Origin of the sequence: Helicobacter sp., from assembly GCF_022511165.1 — a bacterium.
Classification (GTDB): Bacteria; Campylobacterota; Campylobacteria; order Campylobacterales; family Helicobacteraceae; genus Helicobacter_C.
The window spans coordinates 1-20,234 of sequence record NZ_JAFLSB010000014.1 but is presented as its reverse complement, the minus strand read 5'-3'; the positions used below and the strand labels follow the sequence as shown (position 1 = coordinate 20,234).

At 40.0% G+C, this 20,234-nt stretch carries 16 protein-coding genes; 14 read left to right on the top strand and 2 right to left on the bottom strand.

The annotated features are described in order from the left end of the window. Window positions 1–36 precede the first annotated feature (36 nt). Together J1E28_RS03410 and J1E28_RS03405 are read left to right on the top strand one after the other, a co-directional pair. On the top strand, window positions 37–261 hold the full coding sequence (locus J1E28_RS03410) for a hypothetical protein (RefSeq protein ID WP_291026682.1): 225 nt from the start codon (window positions 37–39) through the stop codon (window positions 259–261). A gap of 2 nt (window positions 262–263) precedes the next feature. After that, the gene (locus J1E28_RS03405) at window positions 264–1,703 is read left to right on the top strand and encodes an FAD-binding protein (RefSeq protein ID WP_291026680.1); all 1,440 of its coding nucleotides are present in this window, start codon (window positions 264–266) and stop codon (window positions 1,701–1,703) included. Window positions 1,704–2,051: 348 nt separating this feature from the next. Here J1E28_RS03405 and acnB read toward each other — a convergent pair whose 3' ends face one another. Next, entirely contained in the window at window positions 2,052–4,628 is a 2,577-nt protein-coding gene (acnB, locus tag J1E28_RS03400) for a bifunctional aconitate hydratase 2/2-methylisocitrate dehydratase (protein ID WP_291026678.1), read from the bottom strand. Window positions 4,629–5,117: 489 nt separating this feature from the next. On the opposite strand from acnB, the gene J1E28_RS03395 reads away from it, so the two are divergent. The 4 genes from J1E28_RS03395 to J1E28_RS03380 all read left to right on the top strand — a co-directional run bounded on the left by J1E28_RS03395 (window position 5,118) and on the right by J1E28_RS03380 (window position 11,561). Further along, window positions 5,118–6,578: an aminotransferase class V-fold PLP-dependent enzyme gene (locus J1E28_RS03395; RefSeq protein WP_291026676.1), complete on the top strand. Its 1,461-nt coding sequence runs from the start codon at window positions 5,118–5,120 to the stop codon at window positions 6,576–6,578. A 124-nt stretch (window positions 6,579–6,702) separates the two neighbouring features. Further along, entirely contained in the window at window positions 6,703–8,505 is a 1,803-nt protein-coding gene (gene typA, locus J1E28_RS03390) for a translational GTPase TypA (protein WP_291026674.1), read from the top strand. A gap of 38 nt (window positions 8,506–8,543) precedes the next feature. Further along, on the top strand, window positions 8,544–9,167 hold the full coding sequence (locus J1E28_RS03385; RefSeq protein ID WP_291026672.1) for an NAD(P)H-dependent oxidoreductase: 624 nt from the start codon (window positions 8,544–8,546) through the stop codon (window positions 9,165–9,167). A gap of 15 nt (window positions 9,168–9,182) precedes the next feature. Further along, window positions 9,183–11,561 (top strand): ribonucleoside-diphosphate reductase subunit alpha, encoded by a 2,379-nt coding sequence (locus J1E28_RS03380; RefSeq protein ID WP_291026670.1) that lies wholly within the window; start codon window positions 9,183–9,185, stop codon window positions 11,559–11,561. Window positions 11,562–11,724: 163 nt separating this feature from the next. Here the strand turns inward: J1E28_RS03380 and J1E28_RS03375 are convergent, their stop codons facing one another. Beyond that, window positions 11,725–12,513 (bottom strand): histidinol-phosphatase, encoded by a 789-nt coding sequence (locus J1E28_RS03375; protein WP_291026667.1) that lies wholly within the window; start codon window positions 12,511–12,513, stop codon window positions 11,725–11,727. Between the two features lie 127 nt (window positions 12,514–12,640). Between J1E28_RS03375 and J1E28_RS03370 the strand changes: the two genes are divergently transcribed. From J1E28_RS03370 to J1E28_RS03335, 8 genes are all read left to right on the top strand, one after another. Continuing rightward, window positions 12,641–13,084 (top strand): META domain-containing protein, encoded by a 444-nt coding sequence (locus J1E28_RS03370; protein ID WP_291026665.1) that lies wholly within the window; start codon window positions 12,641–12,643, stop codon window positions 13,082–13,084. Between the two features lie 6 nt (window positions 13,085–13,090). Beyond that, window positions 13,091–13,669 carry a YigZ family protein gene (locus J1E28_RS03365; RefSeq protein ID WP_291026662.1) on the top strand — a complete coding sequence of 193 codons (579 nt, stop codon included), beginning with the start codon at window positions 13,091–13,093 and terminating at the stop codon, window positions 13,667–13,669. Between the two features lie 341 nt (window positions 13,670–14,010). Further along, window positions 14,011–15,039 carry an aspartate-semialdehyde dehydrogenase gene (locus tag J1E28_RS03360; protein WP_291026659.1) on the top strand — a complete coding sequence of 343 codons (1,029 nt, stop codon included), beginning with the start codon at window positions 14,011–14,013 and terminating at the stop codon, window positions 15,037–15,039. 16 nt (window positions 15,040–15,055) lie between these two features. Then, window positions 15,056–16,075 carry a uroporphyrinogen decarboxylase gene (hemE, locus tag J1E28_RS03355; protein ID WP_291026656.1) on the top strand — a complete coding sequence of 340 codons (1,020 nt, stop codon included), beginning with the start codon at window positions 15,056–15,058 and terminating at the stop codon, window positions 16,073–16,075. 9 nt (window positions 16,076–16,084) lie between these two features. Beyond that, window positions 16,085–18,598 (top strand): carbamoyltransferase HypF, encoded by a 2,514-nt coding sequence (locus tag J1E28_RS03350; RefSeq protein ID WP_291026653.1) that lies wholly within the window; start codon window positions 16,085–16,087, stop codon window positions 18,596–18,598. Next, window positions 18,582–19,325 (top strand): hydrogenase nickel incorporation protein HypB, encoded by a 744-nt coding sequence (gene hypB, locus J1E28_RS03345; protein WP_291026650.1) that lies wholly within the window; start codon window positions 18,582–18,584, stop codon window positions 19,323–19,325. The genes J1E28_RS03350 and hypB overlap by 17 nt, the downstream gene beginning before the upstream one ends. 9 nt (window positions 19,326–19,334) lie before the next feature. Beyond that, window positions 19,335–19,595 carry a HypC/HybG/HupF family hydrogenase formation chaperone gene (locus tag J1E28_RS03340; RefSeq protein WP_291026645.1) on the top strand — a complete coding sequence of 87 codons (261 nt, stop codon included), beginning with the start codon at window positions 19,335–19,337 and terminating at the stop codon, window positions 19,593–19,595. 24 nt (window positions 19,596–19,619) lie between these two features. Then, on the top strand, window positions 19,620–20,234 hold a 615-nt coding region (locus J1E28_RS03335; protein WP_291026642.1), incomplete at its 3' end, for a glycosyltransferase family 25 protein.

Below are 20,234 nucleotides of genomic sequence, written 5' to 3'. Positions count from 1 at the left end.
AAGAGAAGGGAAATCTTTCCTAATATTGGAGAATATATGAGCCATAGTTGTTGTTTTCATAGGGTGATTTTAGCATATTTGGCATTTATTTTTATTGTGATGAGTATGGGTTGTGGCTATCAAACAAAACCATTTTATACCCAAGAAACAAATAAAGAAGCTCCTAAGCAAGAGAATAAACAAGAGGTAAAAAAGCAAAATATATTTTTTCAAGGCATAGATACTAAGTCTTCATCGGACTTTCAAGAAGATGAGGAGTAAAAATGGGACAATATGATGTGATTATTATTGGTGCAGGTGTGGCAGGGCTTTATTGTGCTGCCTCTTTACCCCCTCATTTGAATGTGCTTATTGTGTGTAAATCACAGCCGTGGGAATGCAATACCTTTTATGCGCAGGGTGGCATTAGTATAGCAAGAGATGAGAGCGATGTGTTTTTACACGCGCAGGATACACTTTTAGCCGGTGCAAATTTGAATAATGCACAATGTGTAGAAATGCTCACAAGCACAAGCCCAAAGGTGCTTGATGAGCTTATAGAAAGTGGATTTTTGCTTGATAGAGATGAGAATGGTGCATTGCTTTATGCGCAAGAAGGTGGGCATAGTAAGGCGCGTATTGTGCATTCAGGAGGCGATGCAACCGGGCGGAATCTCCACACTCACCTTATCGGTAGGCTTCGCGCGACATTGTGGAAAAATGCAGAGGTGGTGGATTTGCTCATCGAGGAGGATAAATGCTATGGTGTATGTGTGCGAACAAAACTTGGCACACATAATCTCTATGCGCACCATATTGTGATTGCAAGTGGGGGCGTAGGGGGATTATTTAAATACCACACCAATGCTTATACAATTAGTAGCGATATGCACGGCATTATTTTAGAGCATCATCTTGCCTTGCAGGATATGGAAATGCTCCAATTTCACCCTACTGCTTATGTGCGCAATCCTCAAGCACGAAAATATCTCATCTCCGAAGCAGTGCGTGGAGAGGGGGGTGTGATTGTTGATGAGAGTGGCAAACGTTTTTTATTTACCTATGATGAGCGAGGTGAGCTTGCTTCACGCGATATTGTGGCGCGTGGGATTATGGATTATCGTTTGAAAAATAAAAAAGAAGTGTTTTTAGATGTGAGTGCTTTTGATAAGGCAGGTTTTAAGAATCGCTTTCCTAATATCTACCGCGATTTAAGTACTTTTTTGGATATTCCTAATGAGCTTATTCCTATTTCACCGGCTTTTCATTACTCAATGGGAGGGATTGCAGTAGATATAAATGGGCTTGTAAAGGGAATGAGTAATCTTTATGCAGTTGGAGAATGCGCGTGTAATGGGCTGCACGGGGGCAATCGCTTGGCATCTAATTCTCTCTTAGAGGGACTTGTCTTTGGTGCAAGAGTGGCTCAACATATTGTAGAAAATCCTACACATACACGTGTTGCACATTTTCCGCTGTGTGAAGAGATACTTGAGCGAGAAGGTGATGTGAAGCTTAAGAATGTATTGCGTGAGATTATGTGGGATAAAGTGGGGATTATTCGCTCAAAAAGTGGGCTAGATTCTGCGTTGGGCGGGATTGAAGTAATGCTTGAATCAAATATCGGGCGTATGCTGCGTTTGCGATTGCTTGTGGCGCGTAAAATTGTAGAATCTGCCATTGCACGCGTTGAGAGTAAAGGCGCACATTTTAGGGTGGATTGAGAGATACGAGAAGTTTTAACTTATGAGTAAGATAAGAAGTGATGGCACCTCGCTAAGAGTTAATGAGTGCAATTTTCACAACTTTGCTGATGAAAGTATGGCACATAAAACTATCCTCTCACTATTTAAGAGAGTAAGTAGGCACTAGAGTATTTGTTTAAAAGGAGTTTTGCTCACTTTTGTTAGAATCTTGCTTAAAAAATTTCAAACCTAGAATAAGTCTTTATAGTAGGGAGTTTCAAGTTTGATTGAGATTTAAAGATAAGTGATTGTTTTAATGTAAATGAGTGTTGGACTTTAAAAAAGTCCCCATAGCCTAGATTCTAGACTATGGGGCAATTTTCGATTTTAGAGTGCAAAGTCTTTCATAAGGTGGAAGTTGAGATAAGTATAGATGTCATCTTTTTTAGAATCAATCTTTTTAGGAGCAATATCAAGATATTCTTGCACTGTGGGTAGGCGTCCTAGCATCGCACATACACCGCCAAGCTCTTCGCTTCCTAGATATACTTGTGCCCCCTTACCCATACGATTATCAAAGTTACGTGTAGAAGTAGAGAATACCACTGCATTATCACGCACACGCGCTTGATTCCCCATACATAAGCTACAACCGGGTGCTTCTAATCTCGCACCTGCTGCACCAAAGAGTGAGAAATAGCCCTCTTTTGTGAGTTGTTTTTCGTCCATTTTAGTAGGAGGAGCAATCCAAATTTGTGTTTTGCTTTGTCCTTCGTTTTTAACAATTTCGCCAAATGCTCTAAAATGCCCAATATTTGTCATACAGCTACCGATAAATACTTCATCGATATTTTTTGGACGCTTAGGATTAGCGTGAATCTCACTCAAAGTCGCCACATCATCAGGATCATTTGGACAAGCCAAAATAGGCTCTTTAATATCTGCAAGATTAATCTCAATCACAGCCGCGTATTCTGCATCACTATCTGGCTCTAAAAGCACAGGATTAGCAATCCATTCTTTCATCTTATTTGCTCTTCTTTGCAAAGTTTCTGCGTCTTTATAACCTTGAGCAATCATAGATTCGATAAGCTTGATATTTGAGTTAAGATACTCGATAATAGGCTCTTTATTTAATCTCACACTACAAGCTGCTGCACTTCTTTCTGCGCTTGCATCACTTAATTCAAAGGCTTGCTCTACTTTTAAATCTCCTAAGCCCTCAATTTCTAGAATCCGTCCGCTGAAAATATTTTTCTTACCTTTTTTCTCAACGGTAAGAAGTCCTTGTTTAATCGCATAATAAGGGATTGCATTAACTAAATCGCGTAGAGTGATACCCGGATTGAGTTTGCCCTTGAAGCGCACAAGCACAGATTCTGGCATATCAAGGGGCATTGTGCCTGTAACAGCAGCAAATGCAATAAGCCCACTTCCTGCAGGGAAGCTAATGCCAATAGGGAAGCGTGTATGTGAATCCCCACCTGTACCCACGGTATCTGGCAAACACATACGATTAAGCCACGAGTGAATCACACCATCTTTTGGACGCAATGCCACCCCACCGCGGTCAGCTATGAAGTTTGGCAAAGTCGCGTGTAAGCTTACATCAGCAGGCTTAGGATACGCTGCTGTATGGCAGAAGCTTTGCAATACAAAATCCGCACCAAAGCTTAGTGCTGCAAGTTCTGTAATCTCATCTCTTGTCATTGCACCTGTGGTATCTTGGCTACCAACGGTGGTTGTTTTTGGCTCGCAATAGCTTCCCGGACGCACACCCTCTACGCCACACGCTCGTCCTACCATTTTTTGTGCTAGAGTATAGCCTTTATTGCTGCTTGCTGGTTGTTTTGCTTCTTTAAACACATCGCTTTTGCCAAGTTTGAGATATCCTCGTGCTTTTGCAGTAAGCCCTCTGCCGATAATGAGTGGGATTCTACCACCTGCGCGAATCTCATCGGTAATGGTAACAGGATTTAATGTGAAAGTAGCAACAACCTTGCCCTCTTTAACAATCTCACCTTTGCTTGTATGAATCTCAATAATATCGCCATCTTTAAGCTCGCTCACATCAGCTACGATAGGCAATGCACCGCTATCTTCGCAAGTATTAAAGAAAATAGGCGCAATCACGCCCCCAATAACAATACCACCGCTTTTTTTGTTAGGAATAAATGGAATCTCCTTGCCAAAATGCCATAAGATAGAGTTACAAGCAGATTTTCGACTACTTCCTGTACCCACAACATCGCCCACATACGCAACTACTGCATTATTTTGCGCAGCTTTTTGCTTAGCAGATTCAATGCGTTGCTCAAAATTTTCAATACGGCTTTTAAGCATCGCTTTTGCGTGGATAGGAATATCGCTTCGTGTGAAAGCATCTCCTGCAGGACTTAAGTCATCAGTATTTGTTTCGCCATCAATCTTAAACACACATACTTTAATCACTTCGCTTAGCCCTTCTCTGCTTTTAAACCATTCTGCATCTGCCCAAGATTGGAGAATCTCTTTTGAGAGGGGGGTATTGAGTGCGACAATTTTTTCAAAATTATCATAAATTAAAAGTGTGTGTTTGAGGGCATTTGCACACGCTTGTGCGAGTGAGCTATCTTTGAGAGAAAGCCCTTGAATAAGCGGAGCGACATTATAGCCTCCAAGCATTGTGCCAAGATATTTTACTGCTTCAGCTGGGCTAAATCCCCAATCTTGCTTATTGTTAAGCAGAATCTCTCCTAAAAATGCTGCTTTGAGCTGTGCTGAAGCATCAACGCCCGGATTCACTCTATGCACAAGTAATTCTTTTGCAAATTCCTTATCTTTTGCACTTACGCTTGAATCTTTGCACATATCAATTACACATTGCGTTTGTGTTGTATTAAGTGCTAAAGGTGGCACACCCTGTGCAGCTCGCTCATTTTTATGCGCCTCATATTCTTTGATGAATTGCTCGTATTTGCTCATTGTCTTCTCCTTGTGAGTTGTGATTTATTGTTGTCATAGAAACCAAAACCCTAATATTTTATGGTTTGTGTTAAATTGTATAAAAAAATGCTAAATAAGAAAGTAGGGTAAAATGAATTGTCTAAATGTTATATCAAAACTTCTCAATTTGCGTATGCAAATCTCTATTCTTATCCTTGTTTTGTGGATTGCATTTAAAAATCATCTTTAATGTTTTGGGTGTAAATTTTAAAAAACAAATACCATAAAGATATATTTGGCTAATCTTAATGCAATTTCAATTATCTATTAAAGTGTATGCAATGAATCTTTGTTTGGTTTAATTATGTTTAGCTCTTAATATATTTCACTCCAACTTACCATTGTGTTGTATGATTTTAGAATCTTTATGGTTGTATTTTATTGGAGTGTGCTAAAAGGTAACTATTGCACCTGATAAAGCCATCTTTAAGCATACTTAAAGCAACAGCGATATTTTAAGGAGAAAGAATGCTTCCTCTTAAAAGCTCATCAAACAAGAAGCTCATTACGCGTTTTTTTGCGCCATTACTGAATAGCGATGATGTACTCGCCACGCTCCGCACACATACAATCCTTGCTCCTAAGCAGTATTATTTTGATTTTACAGCCTCCGGACTTGCATATAGGGCAATCAACAAACGCATAGAATCTATTCTACCTTATTATGCCAATACACATTCGCATATTTCCTCCAATGCAGCCTTAATGAGCGCACTTTATGAGGAGGCAAAGGAGCGTATTTGCTCTGCATTAGGATTAAGCGAAGATTTTGTGCTTATTAGTGGAGGGAGTGGGGCAAGCTTTGGTATTAAAAAATTTCAAGAGATTATGGGTATTTATGTGCCACCTTGCAGTCTTTTACATTTGCGCCCTTTGCTAGAAAATGCAGAGCTAAAAAGGTTTGTAGATAAAAATGCTAAAGATTCTAAAAAGAATACAGAATCTCATACTTTTTCTGCCTTGCCCTCACTTGCTATGCTCAAAGCATACGATTTACACACAAATAAGCTTCAACTTCCGCATATCATTATGAGTGGTTTTGAGCATCACTCCAATGAGATTAGCTATAAAGAGGGGCTTTGCCATACGCATAAGATTGCCTTTAATGAGCAAGGTTTGCCTGATACAAGAGATTTAGCACAGATATTGCATAATCTTAAAGGCAAGAAAATTATTGCAAGTTTGAGTGCAGCTTCTAATGTTACGGGGATTCTTGCACCTATAGAATCTTATGCAAAGCTATTGCGTGATTATGGAGGGATTATCGCGCTAGATATGGCGAGTTTATCAGCCTATGCTAATGTGGAGAGTGCGCATTTTGATGTAGCATTTTTTGCGCCTCATAAGTTGCTAGGCGGCGTAGGAGCTTGTGGGATTCTTGCTTTGCGTAAATCGTTGCTTGATAATACCTTGCCACCGAGTTTTTGTGGTGGAGGAGTGATTGAATATGCTAATGATTATACGCATTCTTTTATTGATGATGTGGCAATGCGCGAAGAGGCAGGCACTCCGCCTATACTCGGCTTACTCTATGGGGCATTAGCCTATCAGCTACGCAATGAAATTGGTTTTGATGTTATAAAAAGACGCGAGAAGATTCTTACTGAAGTGTTTTTACACGAACTCACTAAAATCCCCGCAGTGAGTGTTTATGGAGATGTATCGCTTGAGCGATTGGGTATTGTGAGCTTTAACATCGGCTCAATTTCACCCCTTGATTTATGCGCACTTTTAAGTCGTAAATATGGTATTCACACACGCGCAGGGTGTAGCTGCGCTGGTCCCTATGGGCATTATCTCATTCCGGAGGGTTCATTTGCAAAAAAACCTATGTGGTTACGCGTAAGTATCCACTATACGCATAGTGTGGCTGATATAGAATATCTTATTGCATCAATTAAAGAGTGCGTGAGAATCTTGCGTGGATAGTGCGTAAATGATATATTATCTTACATATCTTCTCATTTTTAGGGGGAATATAACATTATTTTTGGTTAAGTAAGTTAAAGATATAATTCCAATTTCAATCAAATACCAAAACGCAGAGAGGCTTATGCAAAATATACGAAATATTGCTGTTATTGCTCACGTGGATCACGGCAAAACTACACTTGTTGATGGACTTTTAACACAATCTGGCACTTTTTCACAAAGAGAGCAAATTGATGAGCGCGTGATGGATTCTAATGATTTAGAGCGCGAGAGGGGCATTACTATTCTCTCTAAGAATACAGCTATTACTTATAAAGGCACAAAGATTAATATCATTGACACGCCCGGACACGCGGATTTTGGTGGCGAAGTTGAGCGAGTGTTAAAAATGGTAGATGGCGTGTTGTTGCTTGTTGATGCGCAAGAGGGGGTAATGCCTCAAACAAAATTTGTTGTAAAAAAGGCTTTAAGCTTTGGAATCCGCCCTATTGTCGTAGTTAATAAAATTGACAAACCTGCAAGTGAGCCTGATAGGGTGGTTGATGAAGTCTTTGATTTGTTTGTAGCAATGGAGGCGAGTGATTTTCAGCTTGATTTTCCTGTGATTTATGCAGCAGCGCGCGATGGCTATGCGATAAAAGATTTAAATGATGAAAAAAAGAATCTCGAACCACTTTTTGAGGCGATTTTAGAATATGTCCCTGCGCCAAGCGGGAGTGCTGATAATCCATTGCAAATGCAGATTTTCACGCTTGATTATGATAATTATGTAGGGAAAATTGGTATTGCGCGGGTATTTAATGGCATCATCAAAAAAGGTGCGAATGTGATGCTTGCTAAAAGCGATGGTGAAAAGGAACTTGGGCGCATTACAAAACTTATTGGTTTTTTGGGTTTGGCACGCACAGAAATAGAATCTGCACAAGCAGGAGATATTGTTGCGATTGCAGGATTCAATGCGATTGATGTGGGCGATAGCGTTGTTGATATCAATAATCCTATGCCCCTTGATCCTATGCACCTTGAAGAGCCTACGATGAGTGTGTATTTTGCAGTCAATGATAGTCCGCTTGCAGGGCTAGAGGGCAAACACGTAACAGCAAATAAACTCAAAGATAGATTAAATAAAGAAATGCAAACAAATATCGCTATGCGTTGTGAAGAAATGGGTGAAGGGAAGTTTAAAGTAAGTGGGAGAGGGGAATTGCAAATTACGATTTTGGCAGAAAATTTGCGCCGTGAGGGCTTTGAGTTTAGCATTTCGCGCCCTGAAGTGATTGTTAAGGAGATTGAGGGTATTAAATGTGAGCCTTTTGAGCATTTAGTGATTGATACACCTCAAGATTTTAGTGGGAGCATTATCGAAAAACTTGGGCGCAGAAAGGCTGAAATGAAAGCTATGAATCCTACGAATGATGGCTATACGCGCCTAGAGTTTGAAATACCAGCGCGTGGGCTTATAGGCTATCGTAGTGAGTTCCTCACTGATACAAAAGGTGAGGGGATTATGAATCATAGTTTTTTAGAATTTCGTGCTTTTAGCGGAAGTGTAGAATCTCGCAAAAATGGCGCACTTGTGAGTATGGAGAATGGAGAGGCAACAGGATTTTCACTTTTTAATATCCAAGAACGTGGAGTGCTTTTTATAGCCCCACAAACAAAGGTTTATGTAGGAATGGTGATAGGTGAGCATAGCAGAGATAATGATTTAGATGTGAATCCCATCAAGGCAAAGCATCTCACAAATATGCGTAGCAGTGGAGCTGATGAGGCGATAAAGCTTGTCCCACCGCGAGATTTAACACTTGAGCGCGCCTTAGAATGGATAGAAGATGATGAGATTTTAGAGGTAACACCTCAAAATGTGAGAATCCGCAAGAAAATTTTAGAGCCAAATATGCGAAAGAGGGCAAAGGCAAAATAGATTTGTTTTTGCCCTTAAATTTAAATAAAGGAGTAAATATGAACGCATTTTTAGAATCAGTAAATTTCCGCCACGCTTGTAAGCTTTTTGATGAGAATAAGAAGATTCCAAAAGAAAGCTTTGAGGAGATTTTAGAGGTGGGGCGTCTAGCTCCTAGTTCTTTTGGTATGGAGCCAACAAGACTTTTAGTTTTGCGCTCTAGCGAGGCAAAAAAGGCATTGCGTCCTTTATGTTGGGACCAGCCACAAATTACCACAGCAAGCGAAGTAGTGGTTTTTAAGAGTTTGCAAAGTGATTTAATGCCGCCAAGTGAATATGCAAAACGCAATGTTTTTAGACGCAAAATGGATGCAAATGCTTATCAAGCATTTAGTGAGCGTTTAAGAAGCTACCTTATAGCGCGTGGATTCACAGATGAAAAAATCACGCATTGGAGCGCATTGCAAGCTTATATTATGGCAACTTATATGGTAGCTTATGCGAGTTATCTTAAAATTGATACCTGCTACATTGAAGGCTTTGATAAAAAAGCGGTAGAAAAACTCTATGGCTTAGATGCTTTTAAAGAGCAAGTAAGCCTTATTGTGTGCTTTGGGTATCGTGCAAACCCACAGCAACCACGTTTTAGAATCTCACTTGATGAATTGGTGGAATATAAATAATTTGGAGAAATTTAAATGCTAGATACGATTATGGTTACAAAAAGAAATGGACGCATTGAACCACTTGATATTACAAATATTCAAAATTACACTCAAGCGGCAGTAGAGGGTTTGGAGGGAGTGAGCCAAAGTGAGCTAGAGGTTGATGCGAAGATTCATTTTAAAAATAGAATCGCAACTGAAGAAATACAGCAAACCCTAATCAAAACAGCCATAGATAAAATCGATGTTGATACACCAAATTGGACATTTGTGGCAGCGCGTTTGTTTCTTTATGATTTATACCATAAGGTTACAGGTTGGATAGGCTATAAAAAGCTTGAGGATTATTTCGCACAAGGTGAAAAAGAAGGTAAGCTTGTGCGAGGGTTAAAGGAAAAATATGATCTTGCCTTTTTAGATTCTCATATCAAGCCAGAGCGTGATTTGCAGTTTAATTATTTAGGTATTAAAACACTCTATGATAGATATTTGCTCAAAGATGTGAATAATCACCCTATTGAATTGCCTCAACATATGTTTATGGCGATTGCGATGTTTTTAGCCCAAAATGAAGAGGATTGTAACGCGTGGGCTGTGAAGTTTTATGATATGATTTCCTCATTTGAGGTTGTTTGCGCAACTCCTACACTTGCTAATGCACGTACGACAAGGCATCAGCTAAGCTCTTGCTTTGTAGGAAGCACACCTGATAATATTGAGGGTATTTTTGATGCGTATAAGGAAATGGCGCTTTTAAGCAAGTATGGAGGTGGCATTGGTTGGGATTTTAGTCGTGTGCGTGGGCTTGGGAGCTTTATTGATGGGCATAAAAATGCCGCAGGTGGTGTTGTGCCATTTTTAAAAATCGCCAATGATGTGGCTATTGCAGTTGATCAGCTTGGCACACGAAAAGGCGCAATAGCGACTTATTTAGAGATTTGGCATAATGATATACACGATTTTGTTGATTTGCGCAAAAATAGTGGGGAAGAGCGCAGACGCACACACGATCTTTTCCCTGCGCTGTGGATTTGTGATTTATTTATGAAGCGCGTAGAGGCAAATGAGTATTGGACGCTTTTTGATCCCTATGAATGCCCCGAACTTACAGAGCTTTATGGTGAAGCATTTGAAGCAAAATATATTGAGTATGAGCAATCAGAATCTCTACTAAAATCGCGCGTTTCAGCCAAGGATTTATGGAAAAAGATTCTTATAAATTATTTTGAATCTGGTTTGCCATTTTTGTGTTTTAAAGATAATGCAAATCGTGTGAATCCCAATGCCCACGCAGGTGTTATTCGAAGCTCTAATCTTTGCACAGAGATTTTTCAAAATACAAATCCTAATCATTATGTGGTGGAAGTAGAATTTGAAGATGGCTCAAAAGTAGTATATGAGGAGAAAGAAGAAGTAACCATAGATAGCGGTTTGCGCAAGAAGGCAAATAAAATCACAAGCATAGATTCTATAAATGGCAAAAAAGTTTTTATGGCTTCGCGAGTTGCTCAAAGCGGAGATACAGCTGTATGTAATCTTGCAAGTGTGAATTTGAGTAAAATTAATACAAGAGAAGATATTGAGCGTGTGTTGCCTATTGCTATTAGAATGCTTGATAATGTGATTGATTTAAATTTTTATCCAAATCGTAAGGTGAAAGTTACAAATATGCGTAATCGCGCTATTGGGCTTGGTGTGATGGGTGAGGCAGAAATGCTTGCTCGCGCTAAGATAGTATGGGGAAGTGAAGAGCATTTGGCAAAAATTGATGAGGTAATGGAGCTTATAAGCTTTAATGCGATTAGCTCAAGTGCAGATTTAGCCAAAGAAAAGGGCAAATATCCACAATTTGAGGGAAGTAATTGGAGCAAAGGTATCTTTCCTATCGACCTTGCAAACAAAGAAGCCTTAAAGCTTGTCAATAGGGGGAATCTTTTCTCTAAGGAGCAGTGCGATTGGGAGGCATTGCGAGCAAAAGTAAAGGCACAAGGTATGCGCAATGGCTATCTTATGGCGATTGCGCCAACAAGTAGCATTAGTATTTTAGCAGGAACAACACAAACTATTGAGCCTATATATCGCAAAAAATGGTATGAGGAGAATTTAAGTGGGCTTATTCCTGTGGTTGCACCGCATTTGAGCCTAGATACTTGGGATTATTATGTATCAGCTTATAATATCGACCAAACGCTTCTTGTCAAAGCTGCGGCGGTAAGGCAAAAATGGATTGACCAAGGGCAAAGTGTTAATATTTTTATGGAGCTTGATAAGGCAAGTGGTAAGGAGCTTAATAGAATCTATATGCTTGCGTGGAAACTTGGTTTAAAAAGCACCTATTATCTGCGCTCTCAAAGCCCAGAAGTAGAAGAGCAAGTAATGGATAGAGATATAGAGTGCCTTAACTGCCAATAGATTTTTCTAAAGCGCATAGAGTTAAAACAAAGCAAAAATATAAAATAAAAGGCAAAAAGGGAGCTAAGCTTTATCTTTATGCACCTTTAAGCAGAGGGTGATAACCCTCTTAAAATTACATTTAGCCCCTTTTTTTCTTGCAGATTCTATTTTTGCATTTGATTTAAAAATCCACTCGAATGGGTTCTTTTTGGCGGAAGTAGAGAGCGTGTGTGTAGCCTACACTTTTAGCCAAAGCACAGAGTGATTCGTATTGAAATCCAATATGTTCTAGTGCGTGGGCATCAGAGCTAAAGGTAATCTCAATACCCTTTTTAAAGGCTTTTTGCAAGATAAATGCACTTGGATAGCATTCATTAATGGGTTTGCGCCACCCTGCTGCATTAAGCTCAATTACAAGATGATTATCAGCAATGGATTCTAAAGCCTTATCAAGTTTGGGCAGGGCAGAATGAGGCAGTGTATGCCCAAAGAGCTTGAGTAAATCCATATGCCCTACAATTTGAAAATACCCGCTTTGTGCCATAGCAGCGATAGAATCTAAATATTCACTCCAGCATTGCTCTACATCACGCTTAGCATATTCGCCGATAAAGGCGGGATTATCAAAGCCCCAAGTATCCAAAAAATGCACCGAACCGATGAGATAGTCAAAAGGGAGCTTAAGCAGAATAGATTCTATTAAATCTTCTCTATGCAAGATGTAATCCACCTCAAGCGCACTTAGAATCTCAATGCGCCCTTCATAGAGCTTTTGTAGTCTTGCAATCTCTGCGCAGTAACCCTCTAGCTCATTTAAACTCATACGATAGGCTTCATCAAATGCCATAGGCGCGTGGCAAGAAAATCCAAAAACATCTATGCCTTGAGTCATTGCGCAAGTGATGTATTCCTCCATTGTGCCTGTGGCGTGGCGACAAAGGGTTGTGTGATTATGTAAATCAATGTGCATTGCTCTCCCTTATGAGCGTGTTTTAATATATTGATGATTTTGGCATTGTATTTGCAATGAGATTTTATAATGCTTGGCTTAATAAATGGCTTAGAATCTAGCTAGAGCAAAAAATACAAGGTGGATTATGCGTATTAAAAAAATATTTTTTTCTGCAATAGTGCTTATTTTGATGAGTGGGTGTTTTGTCGATGCGCTCAAGGAAAAAAGACAAGAATCTTTTTTGAGCGATGAGAAGCAATGGTATGTATATAAGTTTGTTTTAAAAGACGGGCGTGAGTTTGTGCCTACTTGGCAAAATGCAAAATCAACAATGAGCTTTGATGTTGATGAGGGGCGTATTTTTGGGGTGAGTGTGTGTAATAATTATTTTGCGAGTTTTAAACTAAAGGGCAAAAAGCTTACTATAAGCGATAGTGGCACATCGCGTCGTATGTGCTACCCCGATGAAACACTATCGTATGAATTTAATTTTACAAGGGGCTTAGAGGGGGAATTTGTCGTATATAGGAAAGATGAGCAAATGGAGCTTAGAGGAAAAGATATTACTTACTATTTGCAATTAAAATAATGCGCTATGAAAATGCTTATTGCCAAAGCAGAGGGGAGCTTTGAAACTAAAGGCTCAAAATTTTTAAGTTTTCTTGTGCCTTTTGTGGAGTTTAGCCCCCTGCTTCTTGCCTTGAAAGAAAAGCACACAAAGGCGGTGCATTTTGTGAGTGCAAGTAGGCATTTTGATGAGTTAAGCCATATCGTAGAATCTTTTGATGATGACAGAGAGCCAAAAGGCAGTAGTGGTATGCCAAGTCTTAATGTGCTACGCGGAGAGGAACTCATTGATGTTGGCGTGGTAATCGTGCGCTATTTTGGTGGGCAATTACTTGGTGTTGGTGGGCTTGTAAGGGCTTATACAGGCGCAGTGCAAAATGCTATAGAATCTGCTAAGGCACATAATCTCTTGCAAGAGTATGTTTTTATGTGTATAGCAGAGCTAGAGATTGCCTATAATCAGCTTTCAATTTGCGAGTATGAGGCGCAAAAAAGAGGATTGCATCTCTACAAAGATGAGTTTTTACCCCAAAGTGTAAAACTTAGGATTAAGGGCGATGAACGCATCGTGGAGGCATTTTTACAGCAGTTTTGTTATAAGAAATAATGTGATAAATCTGCTATATCTTAATAAGAAGCAAGAGTTTTTGTTATAAGGGATAATAAATTTTCAAAAAAGCATAAGCTCTTAAATAAAAAGCATCGTGTAGCAAAGTTTTTATAGGAGATTCATCAAGTGATTTTGCAACAATAGAGATTTGAGAGAATCTCTCGCCTATGTTTTGCCTTAAATAGCGATTGATTAATAAGATAATCTTGGAGAATCTCCCACCCTATAAGGAGCTTTTATACTAAGGGATATAATTAACCATTATTGAAAAATACTTGCTATAATGCGCCACTAAAGCTTGAAGAGTAGAATTTGAAAAAGATTTGAGGAGATAAGCTTTGAAAAAATATGTTGTTGGTGTTGTGGGCGCAAGTGGGGCTGTGGGAGAAGAGCTTTTTCGAGTGCTAGAGGAGCGAAACTTCCCTGTATCAAGGATTGTGCCATTAGCAAGTAAGCGCAGCGTAGGCAAAGAAATAGAATTTTGCGGGGAAAATTACAAGATTCTAGAGACAACGCACGATGTTTTTGAAAAAGAGGGTGTGCAGATTGCCTTTTTCTCCGCAGGGAGTAAGGTAAGCGCAGAATATGCAGAGAGTGCAGTTAAAGCCGGTGCATTAGTGATAGATAATACAAGCTACTTTCGTATGGATAAAGATGTTCCGCTTGTCGTCCCTGAAGTCAATCCCCAAGATATTGCACAATGGAGTAAAAAGGGCATTATTGCTAATCCTAATTGTTCTACAATTCAAATGGTGCTTGTGCTTGACCCTTTGCATAAGGCTTTTGGCATCAAACGCGTAGATGTTAGCACCTATCAAGCTACAAGTGGCGCAGGTAAGCGCGGTATGGAGGAGCTTATAGAGCAAATGCAAGCTTTTTTTGCCTTTAAGCTTAATGAATCAAAACCTAGAGTTTTCCCTCATCGTATTGCTTTCAATGTGATTCCACATATTGATGATTTTATGCCCAATGGCTACACAAAAGAAGAAATGAAAATGGTAAATGAAACGCACAAAATTATGCACGCTTCTTTTGCTGTGAGTGCTACTTGTGTGCGAGTGCCTGTTTTGCGTTGCCATAGTGAAGCTATTACAATTACATTTGAGCAAGAAATCAGCACAGAAGCTGCGCGTGGGGTTTTTGCTAAATCACTTTCTGCTGTGGCTTTGTGTGATGAGCCTCTTTGTCGAAAATATCCAATGCCAAGCCTTGTGAGCGAGTCAAATCTTACCCACGTGGGGCGTATTAGAGAGGATAATTTTGATAAACATATCTTGCATTTATGGTGTGTGGCAGACCAACTTCGCGTAGGTGCGGCAACAAATGCAGTGAGAATCGCCGAAAGATGGGCTCAAATGGAAAATTAAAGGAGGGGAAGGGGGTATGATTTTTATAGACGCGTGTTTGAGAAAACCTACTCCTTACACACCTATATGGCTTATGCGCCAAGCCGGGCGGTATTTGAGCGAATATAAGCAAACAAGAGCAAAGGCGGGGAGCTTTTTGGAGCTATGCCAAAATGTGCCACTTGCCACAGAGGTTACGCTTCAGCCTGTGGAGATTCTTGATGTCGATGCAGCAATTTTATTTAGCGATATTTTGGTGCTTCCTATGGAAATGGGTTTGCCTTTGGAGTTTTTAAGTGGCGAGGGTCCTCATTTTAAGCGCACAATTTCTACCTTAGAGGATATACATCATCTTACACCCAAAGCCCATACGCGCTTAGAGTATGTCTATGATATAGTGAGCAATGTGCGCAAAAATTTGCCCAAAGATAAGGCACTCATAGGCTTTTGTGGCTCTCCTTGGACTTTGGCAACCTATATGATTGAGGGGCAGGGGAGCAAAACTTATACAAAAAGCAAGGAAATGCTCTATAAGCAGCCGCAGATTCTTAAAGCCTTGCTTGAGCGATTGAGCGAGGAGCTTAAATTTTATCTTGAATCCCAAATCCGCGCAGGAGCAAATGCGGTGCAGATTTTTGACAGCTGGGCAAGTGCGCTAGAATGTGAGGCGTATATGGAGTTTAGTTGGAAATATATGAAAGATATAGCACATTATCTTAAGGGCAAATATCCGCATATCCCCATAATGCTTTTCCCTAAGGGTATTGCTGGATTCTTAGAGAAAATCGATGGGGATTTTGATGTATTTGGAGTAGATTGGAGCACACCTTTAGCCCTAGCAAAGCAAAAGCTTGGTGCAAAGTATGTTTTGCAAGGGAATTTAGAGCCTTGTAGATTATATGAGAGAGAGGCTATGGAGAGGGGCGTTGATGAGATTCTAAGGATTATGGGCAATGAGGGGCATATTTTTAATTTAGGACACGGAATGTTGCCAAATTTGCCTAGAGAGAATGCTATCGCGCTTGTGCAAATGGTAAGAGAAAAAAGCAAACGCTAATTGAAGTGAATGGGAGCTCAAACATACGCAATTGAACTTTTTGGCGTGATACAGGGCGTAGGATTCCGCCCATTTGTGTATCGCCTCGCGCATAAAATGGGCTTAAAAGGCTATGTGCAGAATCAATATGATAAACTCTTTATCCTGCTTCAAGTTTCAAAGAAAGAGCAACTTGAGGCTTTTGTAGAGCAGATTCTTACCTCTGCGCCTCCTCACGCACAGATTTTGAGGCATACTATCATACCTATAAGCACACCTTGTGATTTGAGTCAATCTTTTGAGATTAAAGCCTCTAGTGCTGATAGAGCCGCGCTCCCTATACTCCTGCCCCTTGATATAAAAATATGTGAATCTTGTCTCAAGGATATGCGCACAGAGGGGAGATTCTATCAATATGCCTTTAGTACTTGCACTGATTGCGGGGCGCGCTATTCTATGCTTAAAGCCCTACCTTATGATAGAATCCACACTGCTATGAGCGATTTTCCGCTTTGTGAGTTTTGCCAAAGTGATTATCATAATCCACTTAATCGCAGATTCCACGCGCAGCCTATCTCTTGCACAGCTTGCGCGGTAAGATTGCGTCTTATTGATGAGCGCGGGGAGCAAGTTTGCACAGATGCTAAAGAGGATATAGAGCTTATTTATAAGACAGCAGAGGCTATTCAAGCGGGTAAGATTGTTGCTATAAAGGGTATAGGGGGTTTTAATCTCATCGTTGATGCAAGTAATAAAGAAGCGATTGCCACTTTGCGAAAGAGAAAAAATCGCCCATATAAGCCATTTGCCCTGATGTTTAAAGATATACGCGACATTGAATCTTTAAGCGATATTTCGCCTCTTGAGAGAGAAGCTCTCCTCTCCCCACAAGCACCTATTGTGCTTTTAGAGCGACATTATCAAGTAGGCGGAATCTTAGATGAAGAGACTTTAGAGCTTATCGCCCCACAAGTGCGGACTTTAGGAGCGATTTTACCTTATAATGGCATTATGCACTTGCTTTTTGATAGGCTCAAAAATCCTATTGTTTTTACAAGCGCAAATCTCTCAAGTGAGCCCATTATCGCCCAAACAGATGAGCTATTAGAGAAGCTTTGTAAGCATAATACCATAGCCGATGTGATTTTAACCTACAATCGCCATATTTATAATCCCCTTGATGATAGTATCGTGCGCCTTATGGCAGGAGATATGCGAATCTTGCGCCTTGGGAGAGGTTATGCACCACTTGTTTTAGATGATGTGCTCCCCTTGAAAGAAAGCGCAGACAATGAATCTTCTAAGCAGCAATCCTTAATGCAAGAGGCTTTAGGTAATGAGGATTTAGAATCCACAAAAGCAAATACACCCCTTATTCTAGGCGTAGGAGCACAGCAAAAATCTACTCTTTGTATGCTTTATGGCAAACAAGCAAACATTAGCCCTTATATTGGGGATTTACAAAGTGTGGATTCTATTGCGCGTTATGAAAGCGTGGGTGCATTTTTATGCGGACTTTATAGCCAAAAGCCACACATTGTTGTGAGCGACTTGCACCCACAATACATTTCTACACAAAAGGCACAAAGTTATGAAGCCACACAATACGCTCTCGCACATCATAAGGCGCATTTTTATGCGATTTTAGCCGAAGCACAAGCCTTAGATGAAATTGGGCTTGGCATTATATGGGACGGCACAGGGCTTGGCGAGGATAGGCATATTTGGGGCGGAGAATGCTTTTTATATGAGCCAGATTCTAGGACTATGCGCCGCTTGTGGCATTTTGATGAATTTGTGTTTTTAGGAGGGGAGGGAGCGATAAAAGATATTGGCAAGCTTGCCTTAAGTCTTCTTTTGCACTATGAGTTGCTAGAAATGCCAGAGGCTAAAAATTGCCTCACAAAGCATTTTTCTCCAAAAGATTTGAGCATTTTGCAAGGGGCTTATGCAAGTGGTATCTATCCGCTTACAAGCTCGGTTGGGAGGCTTTTTGACGCAGTGGCATTTTTGCTTGGATTATTAGAGAAGCAAAGCTATGAGGGGCAAAGTGGTGCGTTGATAGAATCTTGTGCTTTGCGCGATGTGCTACATCATAGTAATGAGGCAATGACTCCAAACACAAAAAGGCAGAAAAGCATAAAAATATCTAGCGCAGCAACTGAACCTTATGAGTTTAGTTTAGAAAATGGACATATTTATTTGAAAGGAGTGATTGAGGGGATTTTAAACGATAAAGTAAAATATGGTGCGCCTAGAGCGGCTCATCGCTTTTTAGAAACGCTTAGTTTTATCGCACTCACTCTTGCAAAAGAGGGTAAAAAAAAGTATAAGGATTTTAAAGTGTATTTTAGTGGCGGTGTGTTTCAAAATAAGTTTCTTTGTGATAGAATCCACGCATTATTTACAGAGCATCGTATTCCATTTTATATGCACCGCCTTTTGCCTTGCAATGATAGCAATATTAGCTTTGGACAGGCGGTATTTGGGGCATTACAAGCTAAAAAAGATACAAAAGGGAGCAAGAATGCCAGAGCAACATAATGTATTATCGCGTCAAGAGCGATTAGAAAATAATCCAAATTTAAATAAAAAATCTATAGAGATTGTGCATAAGATTCTCTCTAAAAATGATATGAAAGCCCAAGAACTTCGTGCGCATTATAAACATCTAGGTGTATATGTGATAAATCTAATGAGCTCTCCGGGTAGCGGTAAAACGACTTTTTTAGAATCTTTATGCCATTATAGTGATATGCGTTTTTGCGTGCTTGAGGGGGATTTGCAGACAAATAGGGACGCGCTTAGATTACAAAATCTTGGCGTGAGTGCATATCAAATTACCACAGGTGAAGCGTGCCATTTGGAAGCTTCAATGGTAGAAACCGCACTCCTAGCCTTGCAAGAGCAATGCAATATGCAAGAGCTTGATTATTTATTCATCGAAAATGTGGGCAATCTCGTGTGCCCAGCGAGCTATGATGTGGGTGCAGCTCTTAATATCGTGCTACTCTCAACTCCAGAAGGTGATGATAAGATTTTGAAATATCCCACGATGTTTATGTGCGCTGATGCGGTGATTATAAGCAAGGCAGATATGATGGAGTATTTTAATTTTAATCTCAAGCGCGTAAATGATGATTTAGCAAAGCTCAAGGCAAATGTGCCGCTTTTTCTCACCAGCAATAAGGACAAAGAGAGCATTCTCAAAGTAAGTGAGTTTATCGCGCAAAAAAGGGCGCAAAATTATCACTCTACACATCAATTTTAAGGAGATTTTATGTGTTTAGCTATTCCTTCTAAAGTGATTGAAATAAAAGAGCAAAATATAGCAGTGGTTGATACGCTTGGAGTAAGACGTGAGGCGAGTTTGGATTTGCTCAATGATGAAGCTAAAGTGGGGGATTGGGTGCTTTTGCATATTGGCTATGCGATGAGTAAGATTGATGAAGAGAGCGCGAGAGAGAGTTTGAGGCTTTATGAACAGATTTTAGAATCTATGCGTGAAGAGGATGAAGAACTCGCAAAAGCAAATAGTTAAGAGGCAGTATTTATAAGGGTATCAATGAAAATTTTTATTATTAATCTTAAACGATCCAAAGAGCGCAAAGAATTGATGCAAAAGCAGTTTGATAGTGTAGATGAGAGTATAAAAAAAGATTTTGAAGTCATATTTTTTGAAGCCATTGACGCAAAGGCAGGTGAGCATTTGCGCTTTAATCAATACTCTAAAATAGCAAGTCTCCTCTTTCGTGGCAAAGAGATGAGTGATGGAGAGAGGGCGTGCTTTGCAAGTCATTATAGCCTGTGGCAAGAGTGCGCAACACTCAATGAGCCTATTGTGGTAATTGAAGATGATATGGTGGTTTTAGAGAGTTTTTGGGAGCAGTTGCGACATATTAGCCAGAATGAATATGTGTATGTGCGACTAATGTTTTTGGAGCATAAAGTCAAAACAATGATATTGCCAAATGATTTTTATATTACCTTTAATATGACAACAGGCACACAGGGCTATTATCTTACACCCATTGGCGCAAAAGCTTTTATGGCATCTGCAAAGTGTTGGTATCGCCCGGTTGATGATTATATGGGTATGTTTTATATTCATCATATTCCCACGATTTGTGTCAAACCTGTATTAGAGGAAATAGAAATGGAGAGCACAATCGCAGGACGA